Source organism: Flavobacterium tistrianum, from assembly GCF_003254545.1.
Classification (GTDB): domain Bacteria; phylum Bacteroidota; class Bacteroidia; order Flavobacteriales; family Flavobacteriaceae; genus Flavobacterium; species Flavobacterium tistrianum.
Genome location: NZ_QJRH01000059.1, coordinates 1 through 16,299 on the forward strand (window position 1 = coordinate 1; position 16,299 = coordinate 16,299).

At 34.9% G+C, this 16,299-nt stretch carries 4 protein-coding genes; all 4 read left to right on the plus strand.

What is annotated here, in order from left to right:
• Nucleotides 1–1,419, plus strand: a 1,419-nt coding sequence (locus tag DMB71_RS02695; protein ID WP_162614766.1) for a DUF5977 domain-containing protein, incomplete at its 5' end; no start/stop codon positions are given.
• A 60-nt stretch (nt 1,420–1,479) separates the two neighbouring features.
• Nucleotides 1,480–3,834: a hypothetical protein gene (locus DMB71_RS02700; protein WP_111363454.1), complete on the plus strand. Its 2,355-nt coding sequence runs from the start codon at nt 1,480–1,482 to the stop codon at nt 3,832–3,834.
• A gap of 5 nt (nt 3,835–3,839) precedes the next feature.
• Nucleotides 3,840–4,553, plus strand: a complete 714-nt coding sequence (locus tag DMB71_RS02705; protein WP_162614767.1) for a hypothetical protein — start codon at nt 3,840–3,842, stop codon at nt 4,551–4,553.
• A 13-nt stretch (nt 4,554–4,566) separates the two neighbouring features.
• A complete protein-coding gene (locus DMB71_RS02710) occupies nt 4,567–15,855 on the plus strand; it encodes a thrombospondin type 3 repeat-containing protein (RefSeq protein ID WP_111363458.1) in 11,289 nt (3,762 codons plus the stop codon).
• Nucleotides 15,856–16,299 lie beyond the last annotated feature (444 nt).

Sequence of the window (16,299 nt, forward strand, 5' to 3'; positions counted from 1 at the left end):
CTTGCGCAGAATGATGTAAATGCAAACGGGCAGGCTTACGCTAATGCTCAAGGTTCTTGTAGTTTTTACAATAATGCTGTAAGTGGTACTTTTACTAAAAACGACTGCGGTCCTGGTGGAATTGGAAACGCAGTAACCTATATTGTTGGAGCAGGGCTATATAGTGCGGGAACACAAACTCAGGCAGATGCTATTGCCCAAAGCGTTGTCAATGCCAACGGACAGGCTTATGCTAATGCCAATGGATCATGCACTTTCTATAATAATGCTGTCAGCGGGACTTTCACTAAAAACGACTGCGGAGCTGGAGGATACGGATCTGCCGTGACTTATACTGTCAATGCTGGAACATACAGCGCTGGAACGCAGGCGCAGGCAGACGCAATCGCACAAAGTGTGGTTAATGCCAACGGACAGGCTTATGCTAATGCCAATGGATCATGCACTTTCTATAATAATGCTGTCAGCGGGACTTTCACTAAAAACGACTGCGGAGCTGGAGGATACGGATCTGCCGTGACTTATACTGTCAATGCAGGATCTTACAGCGCTGGAACGCAGGCGCAGGCAGATGCAATCGCCCAAAGCGTTGTCAATGCAAACGGACAGGCTTATGCTAATGCTAATGGATCATGCACTTTTTATAACAATGCTGTCAGCGGAACTTTCACTAAAAACGACTGCGGAGCTGGAGGATACGGATCTGCCGTGACTTACACTGTCAATGCCGGATCTTACAGCGCTGGAACACAGGCACAGGCAGATGCAATCGCCCAAAGTGTTGTAAATGCCAACGGGCAGGCTTATGCTAACGCTAATGGATCATGCATTTTTTATAACAATACTATCAGCGGAACTTTCACTAAAAACGACTGTGGAGCTGGAGGATACGGATCTGCCGTGACTTACACTGTCAATGCAGGATCTTACAGCGCTGGAACTCAGGCGCAGGCAGATGCAATTGCCCAAAGCGTTGTCAATGCTAATGGACAGGCTTACGCTAATGCTCAAGGTACTTGTATTTTTTATAATAATGCAGTTAGCGGAACTTTTACTAGAAACAATTGTTCAGCAGGAAAAATAGGTTCTTCGGTAGTATATACTGTAAATGCTGGAATTTATAGTGCAGGAACACAGGCTCAAGCTAATGCAATAGCCCAAAGTGTTGTTAGCGCTAACGGGCAAACTTATGCAAATACATATGGCACTTGCACAACTCCATTGCAAACATTTTATTATAAAGGAAGATGGAGGGCAGACGATGATTTACATGAACCAGAAATTAACTGTTGGGTTAAATATTTAGATGAAAACGGTGTACAACGTACATTTTACGTAGGCGCTTTAGAAAATGGGTGTCAATCACTGAGAGCCGCAAGTATTGTAAGTACAAATGGTGTTACAACATGTACACCTTAAACCAATTCAGCATATTAGGCAAAAGACAAAAAATAATTACAGTGGTAATAAAAAAGTAATATGGCAAATCATTTAAAAATAAAAAAGTACGGAACCATAATCCTGTTTCTGATTTTGTTTCCTTTTTCTTCTTTCGCTAAGGATTTTAAGGAATTCAAAATAGATTCAACTTCTGTTGAAGTACTAAATGCCCCAGTCAAAACAATGTTTGACAAACCAGAAACTCATTGTATAAATGAAGAGGTGAGTTTTACTTTTGAAACTGCTGGCAATAACTTTCGTTACGAATGGTCAACCACTAATTCCTTAGGGCAGGTTTTGGCGCTTCCCGTTTCAAATACAACAGGAAAATATTTGTATACATTTAAAACTCCAGGAGCCTATTTTGTAAAGCTGGTTGTAACAGATTCTGAAAACTGCAGTAAAACATTTACCAAAGAAATTACTGCTTTGGCATGCCAAACAGAAGTTGTATGCGTTAATGAGCCTGTAAAACTTGGATTTGAGACAGTATCGACAGGTCTCACCTACAAATGGTATACTACTAAAGCAGGAAGTACGCTACAGCTAAATCCAGTTACCAATATCACTGGGGAATATACTTTTACTGGTAATAGTTCTGGGGCCTATACTATTCATTTAAATGCTTACAAAAATGACGAATGTACATTTGAATTCACAAAAACCATTATTGTTGAGAAATGTCAAGATTTTATTTCATGTACTAAAAACAATTTAAATACGCCTAAAATCAAATCTATCTTCAAGACTTTAGTTAATAAGTTGCTTACACTTCCTGCTGAAACTATTGTTGACGGATATACTTGCGACGAGCTTAAAGCTTTTGAATTTTATGTAAAAGATAAAAAACCTGCTATATACAATTTTGTGCATGATACACAGCAAGGATTTGTGGCATTTTCATTTTCTGACCATTCTGAATATGATGTAAAAATTTCATTAAACGGAAATACTGTTGCTGACTTTAATCTAGATGATTATGAAAATGATGAAATCGTAACTAAATTAACCACTACTCCATCAAGTAATGTTATCAGTTATGTAAATCATATCAATTTCTGTTCAGAATTATACTGTATCTCACATGTTGCAATAGTTGTAGATGAATCAAGCTCAATTAGTCTTCCACAAATGGAGAAAATCAAAACGCAACTTAGAAAATATATTCAGCAACAAGCTAACGATAACGATAAATTACAATCAAACATCTATGTTTCATTAATCGGAATGTCTGATAGCGATAGTAATAAAAGAACAGATCACGTACAACCGACAAGAGTGAGCAATGAAACCTCTTCTACCCTAACTGAATTTAATAGATGGATTGACGCTTACGGAAACCGTAATGGAAAAGTGAATGGTGTAAGTGCTTCTTCTGATTTTTGGAAAAGTGGTTTAGATTATGCTCTAAATCTTTCTATGAAACCAAATGTTGTATTAATGTTTACAGATGGATGTGAAACAACAAATGTTGAAGCTCTTAGAGATCAGACAATGTCAAGATTCAGCAATTCAAAAAGCACTTTAGATAATAGTATAGACAAACCGCATTTATATGTTTTAGGTATTGAAAATGGATTTTATGTTGATGGCGGAATCACGAACAATGTTCTTGCAAGAAGTGAAGATCCTAACTATGTTCAAGCATTAACTGCTAGTGCTTCAGAGTCTAGAAGTGTTCCTCTTCTAAGAACATCATTAAAATATTTATTAAGTCTTCCAGAAACAGAATACCCTCAAGCTAAAATTGATGATTTCAGTTATGACTATTACGGGTTCCAAAGTTTTGATTCGCTTGCAAAATCAGAAAATGAAGCTTATCTGTCTGATAATTTAAAGCTTAGCAAATTCACATGTGGCGATCCTACAGATAAAAATTATTGCTCTGACTGTTTGACTTTTCAGCCTTCGCCAGAAAAAGAATACATGCTTAGCGCTTGGGTAAAAGAAGAATCTGCAATTCAGGTTAAAACTTATGAAAATGCCGCAATCAATTTAATTTACTACAACAATGTAAATACTACAGACGACAGATACATCATGAAAGTTGATACACTGTTTGCAAAAGGAGATATTATTGATGGCTGGCAGAGAATCACATACAAATTTGTAATTCCTAAAGGAACTAGGACAATAGGAATTGAACTTGAAAATAAAAGCGGCGGAGTACCGGTTTACTTTGATGATTTAAGAATCCATCCAGTTGATGGAAGCGTAAAAACTTTTGTATATGATTCAGAAACCTTCAAACTCATGTCTGAACTTGATGAAAACAACTACTCTACTTTCTACGAATATGATAATGAAGGAGGATTAGTGAGAGTCAAGAAAGAAACTGCAAAAGGAATAAAAACAATACAGGAAACCCGTTCTGGTAATTACATTAATAATTAATACTCATGCTTAATAAAATAATACTATTTATAAACTTTTTGGCACTAGGCACATCTACATATTGCCAAACAGCAAGCGAAGTAATGCAGCAAATTGGAAAACAGTACACCATAGCTGCTCCTCTACAATACAACTCCAGTTATGTTTTATATAAAAGCGCCGATTCAAAAAAAGTTGAGCAGGCCTATAAAGGCATTTTTGTTAAAAATGACCTTAATGAAGTTTACATGAAAATTGATCAGACCGAAATACTGAATTCAAAAACAATAAATCTAAAAATAAGCCATTCCGAAAAAGCAGTACAAATTGCAGATCCGCTAAAAAATTACTTCGGAAGCCTAGATATCAAACCTCTATTCGAACTTTGTAAAGTGGAATCTTTTAAGGATTTTAAAACATACTGGGAAATTGTCTTAACAGCTAAAAACTATTCCAGCCTTCCCTATTCCAAAATTGTCTTACAGATAACAAAAAAGTATTTTCTACAGAAATCTACATTTTTCTACAGTACGGCAGTTAATTTTTCAAAGGATTACAAAAGCCCTAAGAATTATCATCCCAGATTAGAAGTTACAAATACAAACTTTAATCGAAGATCTGTAAATTCTTCACTTTTTTCGACCAAATCTTATTTGGCATCATCTGGGAAAAACAAGTTTCAGCCAGCCGAAAAGATAAAGAATTACGAAATAACTGACCAAAGAACCATTTCCAATTAATAAAATCAGATATATGTTTATAAATAAATATTTAACGGCATTTATATTTACACTTTTTTCTCTGTTGCTCTCTGCACAGCAGGAAACATTTTTAAGTGATAAAAAAGTTGGAAATCAGTTAGAAGGCCAGCCAATTTTAAAGGTTGCTGATCCAAAATATTCTGACATAAAAAAACAGAGAGTTTTTACATCCATAAATCCGACCGTTTCTATTCATTTTGGTTTTGATGAAGAAAAGACTAATACTGCTGGAAACTCTAAAATTTATTATAGTGAAGTACAGCTAAAAATAACTCCATATGACAGTTTAGACGTAAAAAAGACTAGTTATAAGGACGTAAATAATACTGATGTAAATTATCCTAATCTTGTTACATTAACAATTAAACATGATAATGCAACAAAAAGCAGTCAATTTGATGACTATGCTACTTATAATCTGCCTGGAATTCACAGGGCAGATGTACAAGTAATGTCTATTAGGTATTACAATCAATCAGGTACAATAACTGTTGATAATTCACCAGCCTATTTGCAATTAAAGTTTACCACAGACCGTTATTATAACCTTCAGCTCAGCAGCACTCAATCAAGTTCTGTCCTTCCGTTAAAACATACTTTTATTCGAACCAATGGAACTCAACAAGTCGAGGTAAATAGCGTAAGCGATGGAGCTGATGAAATTCTAATTTCATGGAGTAAAGACAATGTTGCTCCTGCTGTAGAATATGAATTGGAATGGACATGGATTGATAATTTTGCTGAAAATGGAGAAACTCTTCTACCAAACCAAATTGCTTTAACTGATCAGGATTTTAGGCTTAACAGTACAAGAATCCAAACGAAAGATATTTTTTATAAAATTCCACTAGTATATTCAAAAGGTTATATTATTTACAGAGTACGACCAGTCGGGCGATTTTTGAGTGATATTTCTAAAAATTACTATGGAAACTGGACTTCAGGATTTTTGGAGTCTCACAAGTTAATCAGCGACTGGCCACATTTCCTTACCATTGATGCGAACCATGAAACGGGCAAGAAAAACTGGCAGTACCAGTCTTCATTTGCCGAAGACGGAAAGAAAAAAGAAGTGGTTAGCTATTTTGACGGATCTCTTCGCAATCGTCAGACTGTTACCAAAGTAAACTCCAACAACAAAGCAGTTGTCGGCGAGGTCATCTACGATAACCAGGGCCGTCCTGCCATTGAAGTTTTGCCAGCGCCTGTAGAGTCTTCTGGAATCCACTTCTATCCGGATTTAAATAAAAGCAGCCAGTCAAATTCAATTTACACCCACAAAGATTTTGATTGGGATAATTCAGATGACAAAAGCTGTGCTCCTGCAGTTATCAGCAAAATGGCCAATACTTCTGGTTCAAGCAAGTACTATTCTGAAAATAATGCTACAAGCAATAATCATCAGGATTTAGTTCCAGATGCCGCTTTGTTACCATTCTCTCAAACTGTTTATACACCTGATAATACAGGTCGTATTAGTAGCAAAGGTGGTGTTGGCAAAGATCATCAAATTGGTTCGGGTCATGAAATGAAATATTTTTACGGAACCCCATCTCAAGCTGAACTTAACAGATTATTTGGCTATAAAGTGGGTGACGCATCTCATTACAAAAAAAATACCGTGATTGACCCAAACGGACAAGTAAGCGTAAGCTATCTCGATCCTCAAGGCAGAACCATTGCAACTGCTCTTGCTGGCGATAAAAAGGGAAATCTTACTCCTTTATTGGATGAAACAGACGGGACTTTGCACATTAATACAACCGAAAATTTATTGGTTAATAACGACAAGTATGCTTCAGGAAACAGCGGTCTTACAGAAGATGGAATCCAATTAAATACTTCAGTAAATGTTGTTAAAAAAGACGCCATTACTTTTAACTACGGACTAACTAAAACAGCAGGAAGTTTTAATGACGAATGTTTGCCTGGCAAATACTATCCATTTGTTTACGATTGGTCAATGACAATGACAGATGATTGTGCAAACGAATTATTATATACTACAAACAATTCCCCTTTATCAGCTCAAATTGGAACAATCAGCACCAATTCATTTTCGCCTTCAGCAATAGACTTTACCAATAAATTATTTGAAGGGAAAATCAAAAAAAAGGACGGCAGCTTTCTTCCATTGGAAGAAGGAAAATATAGTCTTAGCAAAAATTTACAGATAAATGCACAAGCATTAAATCAATATGCTGACGATTATGTTAACGAACTAAAAAATGGTACGGCATGTAAACCAGTACTAACAGAATTTAATGAAGTAATTCTAGAAACAGACTGTAACGTTACCTGCAGAAGCTGTGAAGAAGCTTTGGTTAGTTCATATCTAGACGCATCTGATAAAGCTGCATATTCAAGTCATTTTTCAACAGATGAAAGCAGTCTAGGAGATACTGCTAAAAGAGAGCCTTACATTTTAACAGCACAAACAAATTATGTTGCTGCTAATATGCCAACCATTGCGCTTACTCCGGAGGAAACGACATCTTACACAGCACACTATCAAAGAGAATTTAGAACTCTAATCACAAGCTGCCGAGAATTATGCAACCAGCCTGCCAGTTTATGCAGCATCAATGAAGAGATTCTCCTTGCAGATGTAAGTCCGGGAGGGCAATATGGTTCTATTATTGGTTTAGAAACAATTGACGCAACGGAAGTTGCCAATGATTTAGATCCTGTAAGCGTCTTCAACGAAAACAATCAGCTTTTATACAATGGTTACAACATTGTAACCGATAAAAATCCTGATACTGGACTGAATGAAACAGAATACAGAACAAAAGCGCATTGGCGATATCCAAAACTTGGAGGATATAAAAATGAAAATGGTGAACCATCTGAAATTTCGGTTTTTAAAAATGAAGATGGAACTTACACTCCTAACTTAAGAGCTATTGAAGACAACGGAACTATTCCTGTAAGAAACGATCCAAATAGTGATGACGAAAACTATTTTCTAGTTGCACCTCAGTACTTAAGCAACGTTTCCGATTTTCTAAAAATTTGGCAGTCAAGCTGGGCAAAAGCATTATTGCCATATCACCCAGAATACAGATATTATGAATATAATGCTGCCGTATGCAACAACAGCATTAACAGTGAAAACTCTGATGGTTTTGATGCGAAATTAAGAGATTTAGAATATTACAATACTGAAAACCCGCAACGAAACGAAACAATTTTCGCAAGTGCAGGAACTATAGATAATCTTATAAGATCTTATTCTAGTATTGACCCTTTTTATACCAAACTAGACAATTCAATTGAAACTCAAGCAGAATTTGATGTCCGTAAAAATATCATGAAAGAAGGACTTGAGAATAGTTTTGATGGAATAACTTTTACAAACTCGCAAGGGACTAAAGTTAAAATGAATATGTTACAGACGGCTTATTATTTTGCTGCATTTTCTAATGGTTTGACACCTGTTACTGCTTATCAAAATATTTTAGCAAAAAACAATTCAGATTTACTTAGTGATATCAGAAGTCTTCTTGATCCTTATTTAAAACAAAGAATATGGTCTAATTTTAAAGCATATTACATTGCCTTAAAAGAAAAAACAAGAACTGTCTTTACTCATATTTATGCGAATAAAAAGTGGATGAACAATGACTGCATTGGAAATAAACAAAGTAAAGAAACCTATAAAACACTTCTGAAAAAATACAACACCAACAGTGATAAAAACTTTGACAACGTAACAAATTTAATCACCACAAGTCAGTCTGTAACCCCTGAAAAACCAGAAGGCATGATTGATTTGCTGCCAATTTGTTACGAAGAAATCGCGCCGTTCTTTTACGAAAAAGAAAAACGATTTGTACCAGCAGATTATAGTTATGATTCAGGTCTAGAAGACCAAGCAGCTATGGCTGTTGCAGACGCCAAAGCCAATGCTAATTTATACTTAGAAACAGGAAAATGTCCTTTGGCTCTGGATATGGAAACATTTTTAAAAGGTTTAGTAGATCCTAATATTCAGCCAAATGGTTTATTATTAGATGTTCCTACTTACAGTATGCCATATTTAACAGCAGGTATTTTTAATGCACAGGTTAATCCAGGATTTGATTTAAGTTCTGCTTCACTTTCCCCAAGAATTTTAGGTCGCAAAACGGGATCTCAAAATTCTGAATTAGAAATAGATTTTATGGTTGGTGCAAATAGCATTGCAACTCCTATTGTCTTAAAATTAACCGGTATTGAGAGCTATAAAAATCCATGCGGAGAAAGTGTAGATCCTCCAAAATGGGAAGACATTGCAGGCTTCAAAAATATTCATTACGAATCATACGAGGCAACTACCAAAACTTTTAAATTTAAAATTTTAGCAACTATTGTCCGTAAAGGAACTACTCCAACTTGTATCACTCCAGAAGAAATTATTATTGAAGGATATACTAAAGCAGCTGTGGGAGAATGTCATTTTACAGGAGGTGTAGGAGTTGGTGAAACTATTGCATTTGAGGACTCTCAATGTAATAAAAAAGAACTTTTTGTAAGTGCTTATAAAGATTTGATCTTAAACTTACAATCTAACAATCAATTATTTAAATTTGAAGATGTCGACATTACAAATAATGTAGTTTTTAAATCTAGCTATTTACGCACCTATTTTGGAATCAAAGACGAAGATACTGTCATTTGGAGAGAAACAATGGCTGATTTACCAAATACAGACGGTTTTGCATTTTCTATATTTGTAAATAATAGAAGAGTATTTTATTCACCAAGAAATATAAGACCTGTCTTGGGGCGAATTGTTGATATTTCGGTATCTCCTTATAATAATTCCGTTACTATAAAACATATGAAATCTGGAATTGTTCCAGAAACAACAAACTGGGGAATTTTGACAGGAACCAAAAAACCATTATACTTTGCGTGCTGTGCACCTTGTGGAGAATGGGATTATGATGGCGATGGATATGGTGATCTTTGTGGTAATCCTACCATTCCTTCTAACACTGTTAACGCCTGTCAATTAACAGAAAATGCTGAAGCAATCTATGAAGAAAACTTAAAAAATGCATTTAATGAAGGGTTAGCTAATTTTACAAGTGGGGTTATTCAAAATTCATCTAATAATCCTACGATGAAACAGTTTATTATTTCATCAAATCTGGTAAGCCATTTTCAATCTTATTTGGATTATAATTATAAACATTACTTTTATCCAGATGTACCTACAGTCCCTACTGTAACATTAGCTAAATTTTATTTTTCTTATAATAACCAAAGTAGCACTCCTTCATTAGCCTTTTTCTTTCAAAATAGCAATGATGATGAGCAAGGACAGATTGTTTTATCTTTTCCAAATATTACTGAAGGAATCAAACAGATAAATTCTATTGATATCATCGATGGACGATATGCTCGTGTTAATTACATAAATTCTAATAACGTCACGTCAGTTGTCGAAAATGTAAAAATAAGTAATACCGCTTATCCAACATTCTATCATGGCTATAGCGCAACCTTCTGCCAGTTTATGAACAATGCTCACCCTGCTGTTCCTGCTGAGCCTGAAAAAATCGATGCATGTTCAAATTTTATTAGTGATGAAAATACTTTTGAAGATAATTTCAAAAATGTGTTAATTAATTTTTTAATTCCTGGAAATCATATAGTAGGGCCTTATGGTAAATTTACTAAAGGACGAAATCCCAATTCAAATTACGAATACGTTTCTAGTAATTCACATGTTAGTACTTTTCTGGAGGAATCAAAAATTAGAGAGCGCTACACTAATATCTTAGCTAGATCATCATCAAATAATCAAGCTCCCATAATATTTGATGAATACAGTATCTCTCAAGGAGATAATAATATTTTTATGTCTTTTAGTAATTTTCCTTACTTCGGATCAGTAGATAGTTACTATACAGGATCAATTAGTATTATTCTTCCTCTATCAAACATAAAGCAAATCAACTCTTTGGATATTAAACCAAATCCAGGAAGATATGATAATATTATTGACATTAGCTATACAGATACTAACGGAAATGTTATTTTTAGCACAGGTAGCTTTTCTTTTTCAATATCAGTACAAAGATATCCTGATGGTAGTGGCTCTGGTTTTGCAACTAATCTGTGTAATTTCTTTGAATTAGGTAAACCAATTATTCAATCTAAAATGGCAAGAATTACTTCTATATCAAATACTGATATAGCTACAATGACCATTGATGAAAATGGCGCTATTAAAATAACTGAAAACTCAATTTCTAGTGCTGCTCGGTTAACAACTCAATCTGCAACACCATTAATTGTAGGCACACCAACCTGCAGTGACATCTGCATTCCCCCAACAGTAACTCCAGTAGTCTGCGGAGACAAATGGCAGGAATTCAAAACTCGTATGACTGCTCAGATGCCTACATACGATCTTCCAAAAAAATTAAAAGACAATGGTGTTTTCTTCTGTGAAGCTAATTATGGTTATATTAGTAAAGAGTATGTAGACTATTTGGTTAAATTCAATGTTAAGACTCCGCAAGATGCAATGTTTTTAACTATTGCAGAATTTGGAAGCACTAATCTGAAATACGGAAATACGGAAACATCTGCTGCTATAAATGCATATTATGCTTACATACAGACACAAACTACAAATCCAGTAGGAGAAACTAAAAACTGGAACGATTTTGCAAATGCATATGTTACAACAAATAAAATTTGTGCACCAGCGACTCTAACTCCATCATTTAGTTTAGAACTTCCAGCAGATCCAGGAACAAAAACGCCTTGTGAAATCTATAAAAAAGCAATAAACGATATCAATATCCAACAAGTTTCTGATGCTTTCTATGAAGAGAAAAAAGAAGCTTTTAAACAAAAATATCTTAAAGCGGCTTTTGAAGATTTAAAAGAAACTTTAACCAAAACGGCTATTGATAAAGAATACCAATATACTTTATATTATTATGACCAAGCTGGAAATTTAGTTCAAACTGTACCACCTGAGGGCGTGCAGCGCATTACAGCAGCTTCAAATGAAACTATTAATGATATCCGTAAAAATAACGCGCTAAAGGAAGATACTGCAGATGTGAATGGACAAAAGGTCACACCTTCAAATACACTTCAGACTCAATATCGTTATAATTCATTGAATCAGCTTGTGTGGCAAAAAACTCCAGACGGTGGAGAAACGCGTTTTGCTTACGATGAATTAGGCAGAATTATAGCTAGCCAGAACAGCAATCAGGTTGGAAACTCGCAATTTAGTTATACTCGCTATGACTTCCTTGGAAGAATTACCGAAGCAGGTCAGTTAAAAACTAAAGCAGGCATCGCTTTATCTATCAATGAAAACGGAAGATTGGTTGATGCCAGCAACAATCCGATTCCTACTGATGCAGTAAAAACAACAATCAATTACCCATATAATGTTGCAGATAATACGGAACAAGTAACCAGAACTATTTATGATCGCCCTGTAAAAGATACAGAAAGCTGGTTTACATCTTATGGTTCAGATAATAATCATAAAAGAGTAACTGCAGTATTGTACTTTGATACACTTACCAGACAGTCGGCTTTAGATACTTATTCAAACGGAGTTTTCTATGACTATGATGTTCACGGAAACGTTAAAGAGCTAGTTCATAACAATAATAATGCTTCACTGAAAAGAATGGGTGTTGCAAGAAAAAAAATAGTTTACGATTATGATTTAATTAGTGGAAACGTAAATAAAGTAACCTATCAGCCAAATGATGCTAATGAACAGTTTATTCACCGTTACCAATACGATGCCGATAATAGAATCAAAGAGGTTTATACCAGTAAAGACAATATTATCTGGGAAAAAGAAGCTAACTATTTATACTACGATCACGGACCATTGGCTCGTATAGATCTTGGAGATAAACAAGTACAAGGTCTAGATTACATCTATACGCTTCAAGGCTGGTTAAAAGGTGTCAATTCAGAAAGAATCGGAAAAGATTTCGATGCAGGAAAAGATGGATTAAATGTAGCTCAGGATGCTTTTGGTTTTGCCTTAAATTACTATAATGGTGATTATAAATCGCGTTCTGGAAGCAGAGACAATGCTATTTTCAGCTATAGCAAAGAACAGAATCTGGCAAAAGCAGACAATGATCTGTATAACGGAAATATTAAAGAAATGGTTACGTCATTGACAGACCACAACCAAAACATCGTTCCGACACAGTTTAATTTCTACAGCTACGACCAGCTGAACCGAATTAAAGAAATGACTTCTAAGTCTATTCTTGGAACTACGGTTTCTAATAGTTATGCTTCTCAGTACAGTTATGATAAAAACGGTAATTTAAAAACGATGTTCAATTCTGCTCCTAAAAATGGTGCAATTACACCAATGGATCAGTTAACATACAATTATTACTCGGGTACAAACCGATTAAAAAATGTAAAAGATGCTATTGCAAATGATGTCTTTACAAATGGAGCACCTAATGATACTTCTTTGGATATAGACAACCAAATTGAAGACGAAAATTATGTTTATGACAACATTGGCCAATTAACTCAAGACAAACAGGAAGGAATCCAAATTGACTGGCGTGTAGATGGCAAAGTTAAATCGGTTACCAAAAATAACGGAACCGTTATCAGTTTTGAGTATGATGGTTTAGGTAATAGAATTGCTAAAACTGTGGCAACAGCTTCTAAAACAACGACAACCTATTACCTGCGCGACGCACAAGGCAATGTGCTGAGCACTTATGAGATGATTAAACAAGGAAACCAAATTACTTATTTCCTTGTAGAACAAGACATCTATGGAAGCAGCCGACTTGGAGCTGAAAAACACAGAACACAAATCAGTCAGGAAACAGTTCCACAGCAGTTAAGAATGGCTGCAATGAGCAGTAAAATGGCAAGTACAGAATCTGTAAGTTTAATGCAGACAAGTGCTCTTGCAACAGAAGGCGCTCAGTCAGGACTAAACTTTGATCAGCCAACCGATAATGCTTCGTGGATGGAAGTTGAAGGAAATTCTATCAACTTATTTGATAACTCATTTACAAAAACAAAATCTGTGACACTTAATGGGCACTTAAAGATCAATGAATCAGATAATAATAAAGTAAAACTGCTTGCTGCGCTTCATGGAACTTTAAAAGAAGGGCAAAAATGGCCACAGGACGGCACTTTTTCTTATTTAAGCTCTTTATTTCTATCTGTTGAGAAAACTGCAACTGGTTATAAACCATACATTTCTATTGTTAAATACAGAAGAAACCACAACTGGTACAAAAATAACTCTGGTAACAGACGCTACAGTTATAGAAGCTATAGATATAGAACAGACTATAAAATAGGGGATTTAGCAATACCAGAAGACGAATGGGACATTAAAGCTGTCATCAAAGAAGGCGCTACTAAAGGATCTAATTATACGGTACAATTGACTATTAACGGAAACGTTTATAATGCAGTAGCCCAAACAACGGTTACAGAAATGAACGGTGAAGAAAATAAGGCTATGAGTAGCGGTTCTGCAGACCTTAGCATTAAACTTCCTATGAATTCACTTGGCGCAACAACAATAAGTTATCGTCCTGGTGGAGATCTTGTTAGGTATGAAGCTTTAAAAGCTGAATTATGCGATTTCAGCTATTCTATTAATAACGGTCAAGATCCTGAAGAATTAAAAGTGAACGAATACAGTTTTGATGAAACATCAGGAGATTATGCAGGTTCTATAAATGGACAGCTTATGACTTTAACGAATAATAAACCATTCAATAGTGAGCCTGCATTTACAACTGTAAATTTTGCACAAACTTTCTGCGGATCTAAAGAAGGAGATATAGACGGCGATGGTGTAAAAGATACGCAGGACAACTGTCCTTACACATTCAATCCTGGTCAGGAAGATGATGATAATGATGGCGTTGGAAACGTATGCGATAATTGCCGTACTACTGCAAATACCGACCAAGCAGACGCTGATGGCGATGGTGTAGGCGATGTATGCGATAATTGCAAAAATAAAGCTAACTTTGATCAAAAAGATACAGATGGTGATGGTGTTGGTGACGTTTGCGATAATTGCATAGCGAAACCAAATACCGACCAAACAGACAACAACAAAAATGGTATTGGTGACGTCTGCGAAGGTGAAGCACAAGGAGAAGGTAAAAATGCCATTGCCCGCGAACCAATCACCGCTTACCGTTTTGTAGGTGACAAACAGTACGAATTATCGAACCATTTAGGTAACGTTCTTACGGTAATTACAGATAGAAGTATTTTCGATGGAGATCATTTTACAGCAGATGTAACAAGCTTCTCAGATTACTATCCTTTTGGAATGCTAGTGCCGTCTAGACACGGTAACTCGGATTCGTATAGATACGGGTTCCAAGGACAGGAGAAAGATGATGAGATTAAGGGCGAGGGGAATTCGCTTAATTATACTTATCGTATGCATGATCCTAGGATTGGTAGGTTCTTTGCGGTGGATCCGTTGTTTAAGAAATATGCTTATAATTCTCCTTATGCATTTAGTGAGAATAGAGTTATGGATGCTATTGAATTGGAAGGATTAGAAGCAGCTTTAACAAAACCTGAAACAGAAAATCTTGTTATTATTGCACAAGGTGCTGATAACAAAGATACAGATGTTGCTTCCCCAAACCATACTCAAGTAGATAACCATACCGTTGGTAATTTGCCAGCAAGAGATAAAGGATTTGGTACAATTGTAAGCAATAATAAAAAAACAGAAGTTTTAACTTTTTCTGGAACAAATAATAGTATGCTAACAACTCAAGATATTATTACAACTATATATCACTTCAAAAAAAATAAGCCTAATGGAAAAGTCGTTCTTTTAGGTCATAGTTTAGGAGCATCTAATTTAGCAGATGTTGTCAAAGAATTAGATTTGTATGAGATTAAAGTGGATTTATTAATAACTGTTGATGCAGCTGACGCAAATAGTCATCCAAAAACTTATGCGAGAGATTTTTCTGTTCCTTCAAATGTGAGATATGCGATAAATTTTTCAGCTCCTCAGGGAAAGATGTTCAATTTATCAGGTGGACAAGCAACGGCAGTTGACCCTACACAAACTAAATTGATTAATGCAAAATTGGAAGGTGTTGGTCACACAAATATTGATAATACACTTACTAAGCCTACAGCTAAAATAATAAACAGATTTATAAATGGTAATTCAGATCCTGTAGAAGCAGTTAAAAAACTTAAAAGTTTACCAATTAAATTAAATGATAATGAAAGTCCAGGTTCCAGTAATTAGATTAATTAATTTATTATTGATTTTATCTATTTCTTTTATCGAATTGGGGTTAGACACTAGGAATTTATATTTCTGGGAATCTCAAGTATTAGATATTTTTTATGCATTAAAACTATATAATTTTAATACAAATTTCTTTGCCTCAGTTCTGTTGTTAATTTCTGAACTTATATTATTATGCTATTCGTTTGTTCCTTTTAAAATCTTTAACAAAAAAAAGAACCTAAAATTAGTTTTATTTTGTTTAGTCAGTTTTATTTGGATTCTTTTCTCTGAAGTATTTAAATACATAATTAATTTGTATTCAATTGTTTTAGTATTTACAATTGTTGTTCTTTTATTATTTATTACCCAATATAAACGGAAATAGGATTTTATCAAAAGTGTTGTTACTCATTTTCTAGCAAAAAGCTATTGAATTAAAAATTCCCTCTCAAAGGTTTC

Excerpts from the sequence above, each read along its gene's own strand:
- DMB71_RS02705 (WP_162614767.1), top strand. The coding sequence starts at position 3,840 with ATGCTTAATAAAATAATACTATTTATAAACTTTTTGGCACTAGGCACA.
- DMB71_RS02700 (WP_111363454.1), top strand. The coding sequence starts at position 1,480 with ATGGCAAATCATTTAAAAATAAAAAAGTACGGAACCATAATCCTGTTT.
- DMB71_RS02710 (WP_111363458.1), top strand. The coding sequence starts at position 4,567 with ATGTTTATAAATAAATATTTAACGGCATTTATATTTACACTTTTTTCT.